Origin of the sequence: Marinobacter alexandrii, assembly GCF_005871205.1 — a bacterium.
GTDB classification, from domain to species: Bacteria; Pseudomonadota; Gammaproteobacteria; order Pseudomonadales; family Oleiphilaceae; genus Marinobacter; species Marinobacter alexandrii.
This window is the reverse complement of sequence record NZ_SWKM01000011.1, coordinates 1,343,576-1,361,086: the sequence shown is the minus strand read 5'-3', so window position 1 is coordinate 1,361,086 and position 17,511 is coordinate 1,343,576. Positions and strand designations below refer to the sequence as shown.

The 17,511-nt window shown below is 59.0% G+C and carries 15 protein-coding genes; 5 read left to right on the top strand and 10 right to left on the bottom strand.

The annotated features are described in order from the left end of the window. Positions 1–13 precede the first annotated feature (13 nt). The 6 genes from fliE to FCS96_RS06655 all read right to left on the bottom strand — a co-directional run bounded on the left by fliE (position 14) and on the right by FCS96_RS06655 (position 6,860). The gene (gene fliE / locus FCS96_RS06680; RefSeq protein ID WP_138439430.1) at positions 14–382 is read right to left on the bottom strand and encodes a flagellar hook-basal body complex protein FliE; all 369 of its coding nucleotides are present in this window, start codon (positions 380–382) and stop codon (positions 14–16) included. Positions 383–641: 259 nt separating this feature from the next. Continuing rightward, complete coding sequence (locus FCS96_RS06675; RefSeq protein ID WP_138439428.1) at positions 642–2,108, bottom strand: sigma-54-dependent transcriptional regulator; 1,467 nt, start codon at positions 2,106–2,108, stop codon at positions 642–644. A 12-nt stretch (positions 2,109–2,120) separates the two neighbouring features. Further along, the gene (locus tag FCS96_RS06670) at positions 2,121–3,359 is read right to left on the bottom strand and encodes a sensor histidine kinase (protein ID WP_138439426.1); all 1,239 of its coding nucleotides are present in this window, start codon (positions 3,357–3,359) and stop codon (positions 2,121–2,123) included. 252 nt (positions 3,360–3,611) lie between these two features. After that, positions 3,612–5,063 carry a sigma-54 dependent transcriptional regulator gene (locus FCS96_RS06665; RefSeq protein WP_138439425.1) on the bottom strand — a complete coding sequence of 484 codons (1,452 nt, stop codon included), beginning with the start codon at positions 5,061–5,063 and terminating at the stop codon, positions 3,612–3,614. Between the two features lie 70 nt (positions 5,064–5,133). Then, complete coding sequence (locus FCS96_RS06660) at positions 5,134–5,463, bottom strand: SOS cell division inhibitor (protein ID WP_138439423.1); 330 nt, start codon at positions 5,461–5,463, stop codon at positions 5,134–5,136. A 38-nt stretch (positions 5,464–5,501) separates the two neighbouring features. After that, on the bottom strand, positions 5,502–6,860 hold the full coding sequence (locus FCS96_RS06655) for a DUF1329 domain-containing protein (protein ID WP_138439421.1): 1,359 nt from the start codon (positions 6,858–6,860) through the stop codon (positions 5,502–5,504). A gap of 271 nt (positions 6,861–7,131) precedes the next feature. Here FCS96_RS06655 and FCS96_RS06650 point away from each other — a divergent pair, with 271 nt between their 5' ends. Further along, the gene (locus tag FCS96_RS06650; protein ID WP_138439419.1) at positions 7,132–7,632 is read left to right on the top strand and encodes a DUF6586 family protein; all 501 of its coding nucleotides are present in this window, start codon (positions 7,132–7,134) and stop codon (positions 7,630–7,632) included. A 46-nt stretch (positions 7,633–7,678) separates the two neighbouring features. Then, positions 7,679–7,939 carry a hypothetical protein gene (locus FCS96_RS06645; protein ID WP_138439417.1) on the top strand — a complete coding sequence of 87 codons (261 nt, stop codon included), beginning with the start codon at positions 7,679–7,681 and terminating at the stop codon, positions 7,937–7,939. Positions 7,940–8,044: 105 nt separating this feature from the next. On the opposite strand, the gene FCS96_RS06640 is transcribed toward FCS96_RS06645, so the two are convergent. Both FCS96_RS06640 and lexA read right to left on the bottom strand, forming a co-directional pair. Then, on the bottom strand, positions 8,045–8,536 hold the full coding sequence (locus tag FCS96_RS06640; RefSeq protein WP_138439416.1) for a cell division inhibitor SulA: 492 nt from the start codon (positions 8,534–8,536) through the stop codon (positions 8,045–8,047). Between the two features lie 41 nt (positions 8,537–8,577). Then, a complete protein-coding gene (gene lexA, locus FCS96_RS06635; protein WP_138439415.1) occupies positions 8,578–9,189 on the bottom strand; it encodes a transcriptional repressor LexA in 612 nt (203 codons plus the stop codon). A gap of 207 nt (positions 9,190–9,396) precedes the next feature. Between lexA and FCS96_RS06630 the strand changes: the two genes are divergently transcribed. Genes FCS96_RS06630 through FCS96_RS06620 form a run of 3 tightly spaced genes read left to right on the top strand, consistent with a single transcriptional unit; the run spans position 9,397 to position 11,836 of the window. Then, complete coding sequence (locus tag FCS96_RS06630; RefSeq protein ID WP_138439413.1) at positions 9,397–10,398, top strand: amidoligase family protein; 1,002 nt, start codon at positions 9,397–9,399, stop codon at positions 10,396–10,398. Continuing rightward, positions 10,391–11,149, top strand: a complete 759-nt coding sequence (locus FCS96_RS06625) for a gamma-glutamyl-gamma-aminobutyrate hydrolase family protein (protein ID WP_138439412.1) — start codon at positions 10,391–10,393, stop codon at positions 11,147–11,149. The genes FCS96_RS06630 and FCS96_RS06625 overlap by 8 nt, the downstream gene beginning before the upstream one ends. 3 nt (positions 11,150–11,152) lie before the next feature. Then, a complete protein-coding gene (locus FCS96_RS06620) occupies positions 11,153–11,836 on the top strand; it encodes an SIMPL domain-containing protein (protein WP_138439410.1) in 684 nt (227 codons plus the stop codon). A gap of 2 nt (positions 11,837–11,838) precedes the next feature. On the opposite strand, the gene FCS96_RS06615 is transcribed toward FCS96_RS06620, so the two are convergent. Both FCS96_RS06615 and FCS96_RS06610 read right to left on the bottom strand, forming a co-directional pair. Continuing rightward, positions 11,839–15,618, bottom strand: a complete 3,780-nt coding sequence (locus FCS96_RS06615) for a translocation/assembly module TamB domain-containing protein (RefSeq protein ID WP_228264026.1) — start codon at positions 15,616–15,618, stop codon at positions 11,839–11,841. After that, positions 15,615–17,369 (bottom strand): autotransporter assembly complex protein TamA, encoded by a 1,755-nt coding sequence (locus FCS96_RS06610; RefSeq protein WP_138439409.1) that lies wholly within the window; start codon positions 17,367–17,369, stop codon positions 15,615–15,617. Before FCS96_RS06610 ends, FCS96_RS06615 begins: the two co-directional genes overlap by 4 nt. Positions 17,370–17,511 lie beyond the last annotated feature (142 nt).

Sequence of the window (17,511 nt, the reverse complement as noted above, 5' to 3'; positions counted from 1 at the left end):
CTCTGCTCCGTTATCAGATCGGCATGTTCATGATGTCTTCGTAAGCGCGAACCACCCGGTTACGGACCTGGGTCAGGGCTTCGAAGGAGACAGAGGATTTCTGGGCTGCAATCATCACCTTGGTGATGTCCACGTTGGGATCGCCCATGTCATAGGCGGTGCGGAGTTCGCCGGTGGTCTGCTGCAGGTCGTTCACATTATTCACCGCCTTCCCCAGCATGTCGCTGAAGCTCGATGTTTCCTGTGTTTCCTGAACCTGGCGCGGGCCGTCAATTCGACCTCGCACCGACTGATCCTGCTGAATTTGCTGGTTCTGCATCATCTGGGAACGCAGTGAGCGAATGTCTGACAGGACGCTGTTGATGTCGGCACGCTGGACCATAACTCTCTCCCAATTCCGCCGCTAGCCATGGCGGAGTGACTCATGGAATTCTATTGACGCTTTAAAAGCAATCACCGGGCCAACTAAACTTTAACGATACATATCATAAAGTTAATGAGATATTTGGAGAGCAGGAATCAGCGTGCGACGGAGTTTTGACAGCGTTGGGGCGCCCGCAGGAGACGCATGGAGAGCGGTTTCAAGAGCCATAAAAAAAGGGCACTCAAGTGAGTGCCCAACGAAGGAGTCTTAACAGAGGTCAGGCCATAGCCAATTCGGTATCGAGATCGATACCTGCATCGCGCATCTGGGCAAGTTTGTAACGAAGGGTCCGCGGACTGATGCCGAGCTGCTCCGCTGCGCGATTTCGACGCCCACGCTCCTGTTTGAGCGTCTGGATAATGATACGGAACTCCTGCTGACGGAGATCACTGCCGAGGGAGCTGGCCGCCGAAGGCTCATCGCCACCAAATGCCGGCAGATCATCTTCCGCCGGTTGAGTGCGCAGATAGTCCTCCGGTGCGCCGGGCTGGGCAAAACCATCATCAGACGCTGGCCTAGCTGCAACCGGTGCTGGCGCGGCGGGCCGGCCAGTGATGCCAAGTTCCAGGCACAGGTCACCGGTATGGATGACATTGCCCTGCTGCAGAACCAGTGCCCGTTGAATGGCATTGTCCAGTTCCCGCACGTTGCCGGGCCAAGCATGACTCATCAGCGCGTTTTTGGCATCGGCGCCGAAGGTTATGCCCGTCAGCTTCATCTTGCTGCAGTGTTTTTTCAGCAGCGACGTGGCCAGCGGCATGATGTCCAACGGCCGTTCGCGCAGTGGCTGCCAGTGCATGGGAAACACGGTCAACCGGTAGTAAAGATCTTCCCGGAATTTGCCTTCGCGAACGTAATCCCCGAGATCTCGGTTGGTGGTCGCAACCACCCGAACATCCAGGGCGATGGTCTTGCGACCACCGACACGCTCAACCTCTCGCTCCTGCAGAACCCGCAGCAACTTGGATTGCAGCCCCAGATCCATTTCAGAGATTTCATCCAGCAGAATAGTACCGCCATTGGCCTGTTCGAACTTACCCGGCGAGGCCGCTACCGCGCCCGTAAATGCGCCTTTTTCATGGCCGAACAGGATCGCTTCCAGCATATTCTCGGGGATGGCCGCGCAATTGATGGCGACAAACGGCTGATCGGCCCGGGGAGACTGCTGGTGAATAAAACGGGCCAGCACTTCCTTGCCGGTACCACTTTCACCGGAAATCATTACCGTCGAATCGCTGCCGGCCACCTTGGTTGCCAACTGGAACATGCGTTTGCTGATCGGGTCTTCAGCGACCGGGGCATCCGAGGATTTCTGACGCACGCCGCCCACGATCCTGCTCACCGCCTGCACCAGCACCTGGGACTCGAAGGGCTTGACCAGATAATCGATGGCACCAGCCTGCATGGCGGAGACCGCGTGACTGATCTGACCGTAGGCGGTAATCAGCATCATCGGCAGGCCCGGGTACAACCGCTGCACTTCGGCAAGCAGTTCATGGCCAGACAACCCCGGCATGTTGACGTCGCTGACCACCATGTCCACCGGTGCTTCTGCCAGGCGGGCCAGCGCCTCCTGGGCATTGGCTGCCTCGCGCACCCGGAACTTGGACAGCTCCAATGTGGTTACCAATGCCTCGCGCAGGTCATGGTCATCCTCAACGATCAGAATCTGGGCCTTGGCCATGGTTGCCTCCGATTAATAGTTATTCTTCAGTAGCGGCAGGCGCAGGGTGGCGACCGCGCCACCCTGCGACAGCGCTTCAATATGGAACTGGCCCTGGTGGGCCTTCACCACGGCCTGGACAACCGCCAAGCCGAGTCCGGTACCGTGGGACTTGGTCGTGTAGAACGCTTCAAGCAAACGCCCGGCCTCCGAAGACGGGAAACCCGGGCCGTTGTCGACCACCCGGATAACCAGTTCACTGCCCTCGGCCACCACCTGCACGGCAACCGTGGTGGCGCCAGCTTCCAGGCTGTTATTGACCAGGTTGGTGCAGGCTCCGACGAGCGCATCGCGGTTACACATCAGCCCGCAATCGTCTGACACCTCGTCCACAATCGATACCGTGGCTCCGGCATTGAGCTTCAGTCCCTCTAACGCAGAGTCCAGCGCCGATACCAATGTCTCAGCGGACAACTCCTCCGCCAGACGGGTCTCGCCGCGAGCAAAAATCAGCATATCGCGCACCTGCTGCTCCAGGTGCGTCAGACGGGACATCAAACGGGACGCGCAGCGCTGGCGCATCTCTTCATCAAGATCTTCCTGGCTCAGATGGCCGCCATACAGAATGGCTGCCGACAGCGGGGTGCGGATCTGGTGCGCCAGAGACGCCACCATCTTGCCCATGGCAGACAGACGCTGGGCGTGAGAAAGCTGCGACTGAAGCTGGCGGGTTTCCGTCAGGTCCGTCAGCAGGATTAGCTGACCGGGTTGGTTTTCCATGGTCCGGATTTCAATGCTCACCCGGCGACCGTCTTTCAGGGAGACTTCGTGGCCGTCGTCCCGACGCGGCGCGAAACACCGACGGATAACATCCACCCAGCGCTCGCCGTCCAGGGGTTCTCCCAACAGCGAAATGGCCGCCGGGTTGGTCTGGGTCACTACACCCTGACTGTCCAGTACCACCACCCCCGCTGGCAGGGCCTTCAGCAGAGTCGACAGGCGGTCAGCAAGCTGCTCTTTTTCTTCCAGCTCCTGCTGGCGCTGCATGGTTTCCTGGGACAGCTCACCGGATAGCTGATTGACCCGGGATTCGAGGGTGCGGTAGGAATCGGTAATCTGTCGGGACATGCGGTTAAACAGCTCCAGCGCCGAATCCACCGCCTCGTCGTCCTGCTCCGGGAACAGGGCCGTAACCTTGTCGTTGACGTCTGCCGCCGCATTCGCCCCGGCCTTCTGTGCCTCGGACTGGATAACAAAATGTGCCTGACTCATACCTTCGCCCCCTGACCGGCCCAACCCCTAGGCCGCACCATTCGGATTATTCGTTTGCAGGGGGTATAAGCCAGCACCGTGCCAACTCGGTTTTTTCGTTAATTATCAGCAAGAAAGAAAATTCAAAAGACAGGTCGCGACGGTTTTACGTCGGCCAGAAACGCGAACGGCGCCATCGGTTACAAACCTTTGACGCCGTTATACCGAAGGGAGGCCGGGCTTACTGTCGCCAGAAAATACCCTAACCCGGGCTCAGGATTCTTCCGGCTCTTCTTCTCTGAGCCCGTACTTTCGAACTTTCTCCACCAGCGTGGTTCGCCGAATCCTGAGCTTCTCGGCTGCCCGAGCCACAACACCGCCGGCTTCATCCAGTGCCTGCTGGATGAGCTGCTTTTCCAGATTCGACAGATAATCCTTCAGATCAATGCCATTGACTGGCAACAGCGCTGGCGCGTCCAGGCCAACCAGGCCCGGTATCGCCGAGGGCATACCGGTATCTTCAACCGGCCGATTCTCGTCGTAGTCGTCCACGTACCGAAACTTTTTCGGCAGCTCCTGGACGCCAATCACCCCATAGGGGTGCATAATGGCCAGCCGCTCGACCAGGTTCGCCAGTTCCCGAACATTGCCCGGCCAATTGTGGCGACACAGACTCATGATCGCCGCTGAATTCATCCGTAGCGACCCACGCTTTTCCTTTTCCATCCGAGCAATCAGCTCGTTGATCAGCAGCGGTATGTCTTCCACCCGCTCACGCAGGGCCGGCATTTCGATGGGGAAAACGTTCAGGCGGTAGTACAGATCTTCCCGGAAATCGCCGGACTCGATCATGTCTTCGAGGTGTTTGTGGGTTGCGGCAATGATCCGAACATCTGCAGACAAGGTTCGGTTGCTGCCCACCCGCTCAAAGGTCCGCTCCTGGAGCACGCGCAGGATCTTGACCTGCATGCTCAACGGCATATCCCCGATTTCATCCAGAAACAGCGTGCCACCCTCGGCCATCTCGAAACGGCCCACCCGTGCCGTGATGGCGCCCGTGAATGCGCCTTTTTCATGGCCAAACAGCTCGCTCTCCAGCAATTCCGCCGGAATAGCGCCACAGTTCACCGGCACAAAGGGCTTGTCACGACGTGCGGAATGATAATGCAGATTGCGGGCGACCACTTCCTTGCCGGTACCGGACTCGCCGGTGATCAGCACACTGACGTCCTTATCGGCCACCTGCTCCATCAGTTGGCGCACCTGGTGGACCTTACGGGAAGTGCCAACCAGGCTCCGAAACAGCTGCAGCCCCCGCTGCTGACCACGTTCCCGAGAGCGACTGAATTGGTCGCGATAGATTTGGGCCCGGTACAGCGAATCAACAAACTTGGTGTAATTCAGCGGCCATTCCATGCGCGCGATCACTCGGGCTGAGTCATCAGTGGACAATCCCTTGAGCGTCGGATCGCCAACCAGCAGAAGTGGAACACCCTGGGTGCAGCCACAGATAGAGGCAACGGTTTCAACAACACTTTCGTCCTCACCATCGATGATGGCTACCGAAATGTCATCAAGGCTGTCGGCATCCGCAGATTTCAGAAGCTCGAACGCATCCGTCCCATCAACAACCTGCTCTTCGCCGATGAACTCAAGAATTGTGACCATGTCCCTGCGTTTAGCAACATCGTCACTCAGCACGAGCACCTTATTATTTTTGGACATTCACCAGAATCTCTTGATGGATTTGAGCGCTATTTAAGACTCTACAGGTCTTAGAGTCAATTTTATGACGCTATTTTGGACGGTTCGATGAAACGTTTTGGTACATCTTCGCGGCATTGCGATTTTGGTTTACACCTTTGAGTGCGTCCTGAGCTTCCTGTCGGGCCCGAACGGCGCCCTGATCCATTGCCTCGACCAACTGCTGCATCTCCTCCAGCCGGGTCCGCACTTCACCCGCACTCAACTCCTGAGCCTCCAGCGCCACCATCAAAGGCTCTGCCGCTGGCTGCACCTGACGGTTCAGCTCTGCAAGCCGGTCCCAATCCTGCGCGCTCAGCGCACGTCCAAGGTCTGCCATCAGTCGGTCAAAACGGTCCAGGTGTTCCCGGGGATCGGCCATGGTGCTTTCTCCTGTCAGGTGCTCTTGGTATCGAGCGATCAGCGGCGCGCGTCACGACGGGCGGCAGACGCGGTGAAATCACCGCCGCGGAACCCTGGATTGAAGTCGTATGCCGGAAAACCGTCATCCAAACCATCAATGTAATAACGTTCGGCGTTCAAATCGTACGTCATTTCCATGGTAGTCCAGAATACCGGCTCACTGTAATAGCTAATATTGTGGGCTTCGGACACCCGCCACAATTTGCCTTCCTGGTCGTATTCCTCCGACGCGACGATCTGCCAACTGTCCTCGTCGAGGTAGAAGACCCGTCGGTCATAGATGTGGCCGATGCCGGTACGACGCTTTGCCTCTACCACCCAGACCCGGTGCAACTCATAGCGAGTCAGGCTCTGATTAATATGCCGCGCCCGGATTACGTCGTCAGGCTTAACGCCACTATCGTGCAACTTATAAGCGTTGTAGGGCACAAACAGCTCGCGCTTGCCCTTCAGAGTCCAGTCGTACTGATTAGGCGCACCGTTGTACATGTCCTTCTGGTCCACCGAGCGCAGGGACGACGAGTTCGGCAAGTTAGTCTCATAGGCCAAATTTGGCGACCGCCGCAAGCGCCGGGAGCCGGCATCGTAACGCCAGGCCAGTCGGGGTGAGCGGATCTGATCGAGTGTCTCGTGCACCAGAGTAATGGTGCCCGCCAGGGACGATGGGGAAATAGTGTCGGTCTTCAGGTAAAAGATCTTGTTATCAATCTCTGGCAGTTCAGCGCCTTTTTTGCTGTAGCCAAAGAAATACTCGTAGTCATTGACCACTGGATTGTAGGAACCGTCTCTCTGGGGTGTCGCTGACCCGCTGCGGAAGGCAACTTCGGTGCCGCGATACCGAAGAATGTGATTCCAAATCGCTTCCAGGCCATTGGCCGGAATCGGGAACGGGCTGGTCATGATGGTGTCGCGGACGCCATTACCGTTGTCCAGCAGCTCGGCCTTTACCGCGTTTTCCCGCGACTTCTCGTACACGTGCTCGGGAAAGGCGGCGCTGCGCCGGGTCTGGTGCACCGGCATGAAGAAATCCGACCCGTATTGCTCCAGCATCCGAACATGGCCGTCAGATAACTTGTCGCGGTACAGGTGCAGATTCTCAGCGGTGATCACAAACAGTGGCTTATCTTCAGGAAACGGGTTGATCTCAACCTCGCCCTTGCGCGAACCATTGGGCGGGGTTTTGAGCCCGCCCGTCCACGCCGGAATCGTACCCGCACTGTTGGCGCTCCGTTCCGCGCCCACTGGAGTCAGCTCCTGGCCCAGTATCTTGGCCTCAACCGGAGCTACTTTACCAAGAGCCGGCGCAGCCGCCCCAAGCAAGACTGCCGCAATACCCGCGACCATAGATTCCCGCATCCCTTTCCCTCCAAAATTCAGACAATTCGATGGCTGCCGCAACCTATCCATCAAGACCGCACGGGCGCTGCCTACCTGCACCACCCGCAACCGGGGCCTCTTTTGCCAAATTCAAACGGCCGTTTCAAGTCAACAATTGTGTTTTCTTGTGAAACCAACCTGCCAGAAGTAGCCGAAAACCGAAGGGGGGAAGAAGTTTTCAGCCATAAATGTTATGCTGGCCGACTGACTAAACGGGTTGAAACAACCGCATCGGGATCGCAGGTAACGCATGGCCTCACAATGGCATTCACTGGTGTCGCAGAAATTGGTGCTGGCTCGGGTACTGTTGAGCCAGGCAGCTTCCGGTGACCAGCGATCTGACTCCGAAGCTGCGCACGCCCTTGGCCGCGAAGCGATGAAGCAGGGCTCCATTGAACTGCTATTGCGGGCTCGCGGGCTTCTACTGGTGATGATTGCCCGTCTCTACCAGCAGCGCACGGAAGAACCGGCAACGTTGGACGAGCTGGCAGCGTTAATCGGAGACGAGGCCAACGAGGTCTCGCGGTTAAGGGAACTGGCGGGTCAGGCCAACAACTGGTGGAATCACCTTGATCAGTTGGCAGCATCCCAGAGTCGGCCACCGATTAACCGCAAATCGGTGTCTGCGGAAAACATCATTGCGGTGTCAGCCGAAACCGGGCCTGACCGTTCCATCGATGCGCTACGCCAGACCCTGGATGCCATGAAAATTTTTGCCGATGCCCTGGAAGAACAGCACAGCGAGTGGTAACCAACCACCGCCCACGCCAGGTCTCACTAATTGAAAGGTTTAACGAATGTCACCGTCATTTTTTGAAATCGTACAACTGAGCAACGGCGACTACGCACTGCGCCGCATAGACGACGATAGCGCGCCGCTTGTAAAGATCTCTTTTTCCGAAGAAGCACGGGAAATGATGGAAGATCGGGATATGAACGTGGCCAAGGCGATGATCGCCGCTGGCATTGAAGCTGTTGGCAATGTCGCTCACGACATTGACTGGGAAGACGATGAACTTGAGGCGACCGAGCCCCAACCTTCGTACACCCTGCACTGAGATACCCACTCCGGCGTAGCTACTCAGCTTTTGCTACGCTGATTTGGCCGGCCTCATATGCCCGAGGCCGACTACCACTCCTGAAAAATACGCGCCGGCGCGGCTTCAGCGCTGCCGAAGCACCACCCCATGACTGTTACCCGTCGCTGACGCCCTTTGCAGGGCCTCAAATGCTGGCTTCGCTAGCTTTCGGCTCCACATCACTACCGCGTGACAGGTTCCGGCACTCAGTGCCCGCTCGGCCAATTCTTGCGCCGAGTGGTCAGCGGTGGATCTCAGCACCAGCAACTCACCGGCAATAATGCCATGCATGGTCTGCCACTTGCTCACCAACGCCTGCGGCGGATCGATCCAGGCCAGCCAACGGCGCTCCTGGTTCAGTTGCGTCAACATCGGCAACAGCAACTGGAAGTTTTCAACCTGCCCTTCCGGCAGAATGATCTCGGTAACGTTGCCAGTCACCACAGGTTCGGCTGTCTCGGTCCGGCGACGGGCGCGTATCAGAGAACGTCGCTCGGCGGCCGCAGAGGGCGGGACCGCACGAGACAGGGCACCGTGCTGATAAGCCATATTCTGATTGAAGCTCAATTGTTCCATGATTCACCCGCTTTCCGACTCTCTGTAACAATCCAATAGGATCAGTGCAGATCCGACCGACGGATCACACCTACTCCCAACCCTTCAATAAACAGTTGCTGCTCGGTGAGATCCACCTCGATAGGCGCAAACTCATCATTTTCGGCAATCAGGTAGACCTTCGACCCTTCCTTCCGGAAGCGCTTGACCGTCACTTCTTCTTCACCCACCCGTGCGACCACCACCTGGCCGTTGTGCACGTCCTGAGTCCGGTGGACCGCCAGCAAATCGCCATCGAGGATACCGATATCCTTCATGCTCATGCCCCGCACCCGCAGCAGGTAATCCGCTGACGGTGAGAAAAAGCCGGGCTGGAGCGTGACGTGATCTTCAATATGTTCCTGAGCAAGAATCGGGCTACCTGCAGCCACCTGACCGATGACCGGCAAACCCAGATCTTCTTCGGCTTCCGGCAACCGGATGCCGCGGCTGGCGCCCGGCACCATCTCAATGGCCCCTTTGCGGGCCAGGGCACGCAGATGCTCTTCGGCTGCGTTAGCTGAGCGAAACCCAAGCTCTGCGGCGATTTCCGCACGGGTTGGCGGATAACCGGTTTCGTCCAGATACCGCCGGATTATGTCCAGCACCTGAGATTGCCTTGCTGTCAGCTTCATTGAGCTACTCCATTGCACGTCCATCACATGGATCCCGGAACTGGCGGCCTTCTGCCAGCCCTGTTTTTATATACAGTAAAATGACTATATACAGTGTTTTATCCAGTGTAAAGCCCAGCCCGGTATTTTCTATCGCCCGCATCAACCTTAACGTAATGGTGAGTGTGGTATGGTGATTCCACCAAAACTACTGTGCCAGGGAGTGCTATGACTCAATCCAGTGACTGCAAAATGCCCGACATTATGTACACCGAGGGTGGCGACGAACGCCGCGTTGGGATTGAGATCGAATTGTCCGGGCTCGGTTACGATGCGCTGGTTCAGCTTGTGGCACGCTGCCTTGACGCCAAACCCAAGCTTGATTCCCGTTATGTCACCAAGTTAGAGACAGATCTGGGCTCTTTCACCATTGAACTGGATTCCGACCCGATTAAGGATCTGGATCTGGCTGATGAACGTCTTCCTGACTCCATCCGCGAGCTGGGCGGCCAGGCTATGGAAGTGATCGACGCTGCGGCCGAGCGCATTGTGCCACTCGAGATTATCAGCCCACCGGTACCGTTTTCCCATGTGACCCGGGTGGAAGCGCTGATGGAGACGTTGCGTGAAGAGGGTGCGCTGGGCAGTCGGGAAGCCATCTACTACGCGTTCGGCTTGCAGCTGAACCCGGAACTTCCAGACCTGCAACCGGCCACGCTAGTTCGGTATTTCCAGGCCTTTGCGGTGCTGTATGACTGGCTGAAATCCCGCCACCAGCTGGATATCAGCCGCAAGTTCACCACCTACATTGAGCCCTGGAGCAGCAAGTACGTCGACCAGCTGATGGATGACGACTACAACCCGGACCAGGCGCAATTGATGCGGGATTACCTGGAGTCCAACCCGACCCGGAACCGAGCGCTCGATCTGCTGCCGCTGTTCGCGCACCTGGACGAAGAGTTGCTCAGTGACTATGTGGTCGATCCACGGATCAAAAGCCGACCTACCCTGCACTACCGGCTGCCTGACTGCGACATCGACAATCCATCATGGCACTTCTCAAATGTCTGGAATGACTGGGTGATCCTGGAGCAGATCGCTGGCAACGCCTCACATCTGGCCGAGCTCCGGGCGCTTTACCGGGAAAGTGGCAAGATCAACCTGCACAACCTGACTCACAGCTGGCTGGATACAACCACCGAGTGGTTGCAAAGCAGGGGTTATGTCTGAGCGCAAGGAAATGGACAAGGAGATACCAGGGCTCACCATTGGCATCAGTGGCCCGGCACGAAAGGGAACGGCGCAGCGTCTGATCAGCCTTGGCTTGCGGATGCATGGGGCTCGCACCCACTACATACGCCCGGGCTCTAACACCAACGTACTGCTGCTGGACGGCCTGGTTCTGTCCGGCGGTACCCACGTGCACCCGGAACGCTATGGCCAGCAACCCCAGGTAACCGCGCACTACGACCAGCAGCGCGACACCACCGACCGACGCCTGCTGGAAGAGGCCGAGCGCATCGGTATCCCGGTGTTGGGCATTTGTCGAGGCGCCCAGTTCATTAACGTGTTCCACGGTGGCTCTCTGTGCCAGAACGTCACCCCGTTGCGGGTAAACACTCGGCATCGTCCACTGCTATTACCCATGCAGACGGTGCGTCTGGTCAACGCCAGCCGGCTCGGGCGTCTGATGCAGTCCTCGGTGATTGGTGCCAACCGCATCCACAGCCAGGCGATCAAGCGCCTGGGCAGGAACCTCCGCGTGGTTGCCCTCGACAACGACCACTTTGTCCAGGCCATTGAAAACACCCACGACCAATGGCTGATGGGTGTGCAGTGGCACCCGGAATACCTGCTCTACCACAGCGGCCATCGTCGTATTTTTCAGGAGTTCGTCCAGGCCGCCCTGGACTTCAAGCTAAGTCGCCTGGAACCGGAAACCGAAGAGTCCGGGCTCGAATTGCGTTCACAGGAGGGATAATCGATGAACCGAAAGACTTGCCGACGACTGCTCTGCGCCCCGCTGGCGTTTGTGCCAGCACTCGCCCTGGCCGGTGAAGTATCACTGACCGGAGAAGGCAGCGTACGCTATCAGCCCGACAGCGCCCGGCTGCAGTTTACCGCCAGCGCTGAACATGAGCTGCCGCAGCAGGCGACCGAACAGGTCGCCACGCTAATGAGTCAGTGGCGCCAAGCCATCAACGATTATCAGGCCCAGCTTCAGGACTATTCCGACGCGAGTGTGAACCTGTACAGCCGAACCCTGCCACCTAAAGACCGCGAAGAAGAGCCCCGGACCCGTTCCGTGGCTTCGCAGACCGTATCGTTCCAGATCGACGATCTTGCCCTGCTCAATCCCCTGCTCGAACAGGCCCAGACTATCGGTTTGACCTACCACCTGGGGCCCAACCAGTTTTTCCATTCCGATGAGGAAGGGCTCGAACGCCGGGCGCTGGCCAATGCCATCGCCGACGCCCGTTCGCGCTGCGACTTTGTGGCCGAACAGCTGCAACAGAGCTGCGGTGAGGTGGTTTCGATCAACGTGGACGGCGGTTTCCGACCCATGCCCATGATGATGGCAGAAGCCAAGGGGCGCGCCGACACCGTGACTAGCGTTGGCGTCCGGGAGGTCACCGCCACGGTCAACGCCACCTTCGAGCTGAACTGAGTTCAGAAATCCCGGGTGTAAAAGATGTCCAGGGAAGCGGCCAGGCCACTGGCCGCTTCCAGATAGAAATACCGGCCCAGATCGTAGCGCAGGGCCACGGTGGTGATCGGCTCGAACACTCCGACTCCGTAACGGACACTGAGCTCCTCCGTCAGATAGCCACTAGCCACCACTGAAGTCTGTTCGCCGCTGCCCTCAGCCTCGAGTGTCAGCCGGTCGATGCCAAACTCTGCTCCCAACTTTCCGGTCAACTTGTTCGCTTGGGTCAGCCCCAGGGAAATCGCAGCGCCGCTCATCTGACCCTCATCGCCCCGGCTTTCCGGTGCGCGCCCGAGAATGATATAGGACAGGGCGCTTGTCTGGGGCATGTCCGGAGTGGAAAACACTTCGGTGGTGGGCGACTGCACGGGCCCACTCAATCGAATACCCGCCACCACGGTGTCCACGGTGCGCACTGCTTCGATGTTCAGATAGGGCTGAGTAAGGTTACCGACGAACAGGATGCGGGCGGTGCGCAGCTCCAATTCCTGGCCGAACTTCTCGTAGGTCCCGTTGACCAGTTCCAGGGTGCCCCGGGTGTCCAGGTTGTTGCCAATCCGCAAGGTGCCCTTGAGGTCACCGGTTACGCCAAAGGCATCAAATGTGACCTGGTCCTCCCCAACAACCACGGTGACATCCATATCCAGATTCTGGATAACCGGTTCTTCCCGCTCCACCCCGACAATAACTTCGTCCTCGGAGACAGTAACCGCCTGCTCCGGAAGGCCCCTGATTTCAATGCTGCCGCGGGGCACGCCCACTTTACCGGCAACCCGGAGCTCGCCGCGCCGAAATCCGATGGTGAGATCAGGCGCCAGCTCAACCTGGGCATAGGGCTCAAGGCTGAACGGAATCCGCTCCCCCAATATCCTCACCTGCCCTTCCGGAGCATTCGCCCAGTCCACGGCCCCCTCCAGGGTGATCTCACTGCGGGCATTACTGCGAATTCTGCCGCTGATGTCCGCCGAGTATCCGTTTAACGCCAGGCTGATCGCCACTTCCTCGAGCGGAATCGGCAATGTCTGGTCTACCACACGCCCTTCGATCAGCTCCAGTCGGCCGTTCACCGCCGGTTTCATCAGCGGGCCGGACAAGGTGCCCTGGCCATCGATCTGGCCGGACACCTCGTCCAGGCCGGCAAAAATACCGGCCAGGGAAATATCCAGTCCTGCCAGACTGTACTGCCCCTCCAATTCACGCTCCGCCGATCTGGGGTCGACCGCTACCTGCACCGACAACTCGCCCAATTTTGGCCCGGCAAGCTGGACATCGAGATCAGCCCGATCCGGTTTCAGCTTCAGCACGGTAACAAAGCGATCGTAACTGAGAGGCTCCCACTCCTCTTCCACCTGAACCTCAAACTCTCCGCTGCCGGCGTCGATCCTGATCTGACCGCTTGGGCCGCTGTCGGGCAAGGTGACGTCAATTTCGCCATTCAGGTGACCTTGCCAGCGAAGGCGCTCTGGCAGCAGGGGATCCAGAGCCGTGGCGGGGAAATTGTTAATCCGATAGGCCAGGTCAGGCGTCGGCAGAAGGGTCTGATCGTTGGCGCAAACGGTACTTTGCTGCCAGCGCCAGCAGTGCTGGCCGACCGTAAGTTCACCCTTTCCTGCAACCTTGTAGGCCAAGGCCGCCGGAGATTCCAGGGTCCAGCGCTGGTCATGGTCCGGAATCTCGATCTGGCCCTCGGCGAGCGCGCCCTGCCAGGCAGTCCAGGCGTCACCGTCAAAACCACCACCGAACAGCAAGCGAACCGACGCATCGGCATGCTCAACCAGGGCTTCCAGCCGATGCTCGTCCCGAGTACCGGAAACATTAATATCCAGCGACTCCAGGGTCTGCCCAGAGCCGGCGACATCTTTCGCCCGAATGGAGGTATCGACCCTGAGACCGGACTTCACAGCAGCATCGACGTTAAGACTGGCGACGGTCACGCTGTCTTGCCAGGCCAGCTTTTTCGCACTGGCGGTTAAGGTTCCCGTGGGATCGTCAGGCGTGCCGCCAATATTCAGTTCCGCATTCAACTGGCCCGCCAGGCCGTCCAGAAGGTCACCGGGTGCCGGCAACGCCAGGTTAAACTGGCCACGCAGCTGATCGCCCCAGGCACCGGAACCCGCCAGCTCATTCTCGCCAACCGACACCTGGAGCTCAGTGACCTCCCACTTCCCGGATGAGGTATCCAAGGTACCGCTGGCACTTGCCGGCTTGTCCTGCCATTGCCCACCCAGATCCCAGCGGGCTTCAACCCGGGGAATGGTGCCTTTCCTGACCTGGCCCTCAGTTTCGATGTCCCCGCTGAGGCTGGCACTCAGGGCCGGGAGCCAATAACCGGGGTTGAAATCGTCAAGTTCCAGCGCCGCCTGCCAGGACACCGGGCCGGCGAACGCCACCCTGCCCTTGCCGGACAGCGATCCCGCCTCCGTCTCTACCCGGAGGTCGGTCAAAGTGACCTTTTCCAGGTCACCGTCCACTTCCGAGGACAGCGTTGCCTTGCCTTGAGGACCTTCTACCTCGGCCTCAACACTGGCCTGATACTGGCCCTTTGACCAGCTCACCGAGCCATCCACCCGATTCAGAGCAACAGCGGGTTCCTCGAGCTCCGGCAGCAACGAATACCAGGGAAAACGGTTAAGCGACAGGTCGGCACTGGCCTTCAGCCCGTCCTGCCAGCTGACCTGTCCTCGCACGCTCGCCTGCCCTTCTCCTTCCGGGGTGCGGGTGGATAACGTGAGATTCACGTCGGTGGCGGCTTCGGTGTCGACTTTGCCCTCGAGAGACAGCGCGATCGGCCCTTCGGTGCCCGGCAAGGTTGCCTCCCCCCGGGTCTGGAAACCTGAAGCCAGACTGCCATCGGCCACCACAAACCAGTCCTTCAGCATCAGGGTATCGGGCACCGAATCCATCGCCGTGAACTGTTTTGACGTGATGCGAAGACGGGCCGGCAGGGTTGTATTCAGCGGCGCAACATCGCCTTCCAGCGTGGCGTCCAGATAGCCACGGCTCTGTCCGGAGACCCTGAGATCACGGACACTGCCGGACAGATTCAGATCGACCACCCATCGATCACCCAACGGTGGCGGCAGCGTCGCTTGCACATTGAGGTCCACCGGCCAGTCGCGACGGGTTATCACCCGGCCGGAGGCGGTCACCTTGTAGTCGCCGAGTTGGTAGACCCCGCGCTCCAGCTGCCAGTCGGCGCCTGAGCCGCCTGCCGACAATTCCAGTCGATCCCAGACCCGGCTGCCATTCAGGCTGAACGGCCCCAGATTAACGTCGCCAACGCGAACCCCCACCGGCAATTCCAACGCGGGAAGGTCGATCCCTTGCGTGGTTTCCTCAGTCTCGGCCGAGGGTTGGACACGAACGTCCAGGCGCGTGGCCCTGAGGGTATCGAGGCAGATCCGGGTTTGCAGCAGGCAGGAGGGGGACCAGTCAACCAGCACCGCCTCCACCTCAACATTCACACCAAAGCCTTGCCAGACCACCTCGGAAGCCTGCCACTGACCCAGCAATGAGCCGCGACCCTCCGTCACCTCGAGGCCCGGAACCTGATCGATGACCCAGGCAGTGCCAGTTTCAGACCGCAGTGCCAGCAATATTGCAACCATAAGCACCACGGGCAGCAGAATCAGGACGGCCAACGCCACCAGCAGCCAGAACCAGCCGGATCGCCGAGCCTTGTCCTGCGCACTTGTGTCCTGCCCTTGCTGGTCGGGGCCACCGGGTTCGTGCTGTTCCGTCACAATTCAGGCCCCATGGAAAAGTGGATACGCCAACCGCCGCCAAACTCCGGATCCAGGCCTTTCGCCACATCCAGACGCAAGGGCCCCACTGGACTGACCCAGCGCAGACCAATGCCGACACCGGTAGCCAGTGGATCGAACAGATCGTTGACGGCATTGCCATGATCCACGAACAGCGCCGCTCGCCACCGGTCGGCAAACTGATACTGATACTCGGCACTGCCCACCAGCAGGTACCGGCCCCCTACCGGAACCCCGTTTTCGTTTTCCGGCGACAGGGTCTCGTAACCATAGCCACGCACGCTCTGGTCACCACCGGCGAAAAAGCGGAGCGACGGCGGTACATCCTCGAAGCTGTTGGTGGCAACGCCGCCAGCCTGAACGCGAGCCAGGAACCGGTGATTATCGAACATGGTGTACAAGCCCTTGGCCAGCGCGCTCACGTGCAGCACATCCACGGTCGACAACACCGCCCGGTGGGCACCGGTGACATCGAACTGCAGCCGATAACCCTTAGACGGATCCAACGCGGTGTCGGCGTAACGCCTGGAATACGCGGCGCCTGGCAGAAACAGGCTACTGGTGCCGGATTCCTCATCGCCAATGTTGAAGCGTTCCCCTTCCCAGCGCAGGGACAACACCTGAAGCCAGCTATTATCCAGCTCATGTTGCCACTGCTGGCCCAATGTCAGCAGTTCCGATTCAACATTCTCAATATCTTCCCGCTGATAACCGGCGGTCAGGCGGATCAGATCGGTCATGGGTGGTTCCAGCGGCAGTTCGTACCAGGCGCTGACGTTCTGGCGTGGCACCGACAGCTCGGTGTCTGCACCGCGCTTGTGCCCCATGGGGTTGATCCAGTGCTCGCGCCAGTTGGCCCGGAACCGGGGGCCGACATCGGTCGAGAAGCCGACACCCACGCCAACTGAGCGGGGCGGACGCCGAGTCACGGTGACCGCCACAGGAATTACACCGTCGACTGCCCGGCCTGGCACGGCATCTATATCAACCCCGGAGAAATACCCGCTGCTGGAGAGATCCCGGTTCAACTCGGCAATCTTGTCAGTGTGATAGGGGGTACCAGGCTCAAAGGTAACGAAGTCATGAAGCAGATCAGACTCAAAGTAATGATCTTCGGTGAAGGTGACCTCGCCCAACTGGTATCGCTCGCCACTCTCGTACACCAGGGTCACTTCGGCAGTGCGGTCTTCAGGATTCACCGTCAGGCTTTTTTCAACAAAGCCGCCATCGAAATAACCGCGCTGACGGGCACGAGTCTGAATGGTGTCGCGCAGGCTATTGTAATGGCCGTGGTTGAGGACATCGCCCTCGGCCGGCTGTTTGGGCAGGTTGTCGGTGAACCGGCTGTCACGCGAGGCTGCGCCGCGGATTTCCACGGTCCGCGAGGTCACCCGTACGGGCTCCCCAGGAGTGATCGTCAGGATCAGCCGGGCGCCATCGTCAGAATCTCCGTCCTCCACACGCCAGTCGATCTGCGGCTCGTAGTAGCCCAGGGCTCGCAAGGCCTTGCTCGCCTGATCAACCGCCGTCGACGCATAACGCCGCAGGTTGGTGGCATTGCGCCCCTCAACCTCACCGATAAAAGCTTCGGCATTGGTTTTGAGTTCCGGGTAGTCGCCCTCAAGCTTAACCTCAACCTGTTGAGCCCAACCGGACAGCGGCAACCAAAGGATCAAAAGTGCGAGAAGCCGGCGCCGGCCTGTTGTTACAACACGGTTTCTAGAAAGCATCCGGCGGTTTCAGTGTTGGAATCGTGAGCGAAGGTTCATTCAAGCCTGCGAGTTTAACGACAGGTGGTCAAGTTAATCCGCCCCTAGTCGTCGTCAGAGCCGAAATACGCTAATCTGTCAGGAGCTTACAATGTCCTGGCAG

Bases quoted from the DNA above. Each gene is read 5' to 3' on its own strand.
- FCS96_RS06640 (WP_138439416.1), bottom strand. From the start codon at position 8,536: ATGGAACAATTGAGCTTCAATCAGAATATGGCTTATCAGCACGGTGCC.
- FCS96_RS06665 (WP_138439425.1), bottom strand. From the start codon at position 5,063: ATGTCCAAAAATAATAAGGTGCTCGTGCTGAGTGACGATGTTGCTAAA.
- FCS96_RS06670 (WP_138439426.1), bottom strand. From the start codon at position 3,359: ATGAGTCAGGCACATTTTGTTATCCAGTCCGAGGCACAGAAGGCCGGG.
- FCS96_RS06620 (WP_138439410.1), top strand. From the start codon at position 11,153: ATGAACCGAAAGACTTGCCGACGACTGCTCTGCGCCCCGCTGGCGTTT.
- FCS96_RS06660 (WP_138439423.1), bottom strand. From the start codon at position 5,463: ATGGCCGATCCCCGGGAACACCTGGACCGTTTTGACCGACTGATGGCA.
- FCS96_RS06650 (WP_138439419.1), top strand. From the start codon at position 7,132: ATGGCCTCACAATGGCATTCACTGGTGTCGCAGAAATTGGTGCTGGCT.
- lexA (WP_138439415.1), bottom strand. From the start codon at position 9,189: ATGAAGCTGACAGCAAGGCAATCTCAGGTGCTGGACATAATCCGGCGG.
- FCS96_RS06655 (WP_138439421.1), bottom strand. From the start codon at position 6,860: ATGCGGGAATCTATGGTCGCGGGTATTGCGGCAGTCTTGCTTGGGGCG.
- FCS96_RS06625 (WP_138439412.1), top strand. From the start codon at position 10,391: ATGTCTGAGCGCAAGGAAATGGACAAGGAGATACCAGGGCTCACCATT.
- FCS96_RS06610 (WP_138439409.1), bottom strand. From the start codon at position 17,369: ATGCTTTCTAGAAACCGTGTTGTAACAACAGGCCGGCGCCGGCTTCTC.
- FCS96_RS06675 (WP_138439428.1), bottom strand. From the start codon at position 2,108: ATGGCCAAGGCCCAGATTCTGATCGTTGAGGATGACCATGACCTGCGC.
- FCS96_RS06630 (WP_138439413.1), top strand. From the start codon at position 9,397: ATGACTCAATCCAGTGACTGCAAAATGCCCGACATTATGTACACCGAG.
- FCS96_RS06645 (WP_138439417.1), top strand. From the start codon at position 7,679: ATGTCACCGTCATTTTTTGAAATCGTACAACTGAGCAACGGCGACTAC.
- fliE (WP_138439430.1), bottom strand. From the start codon at position 382: ATGGTCCAGCGTGCCGACATCAACAGCGTCCTGTCAGACATTCGCTCA.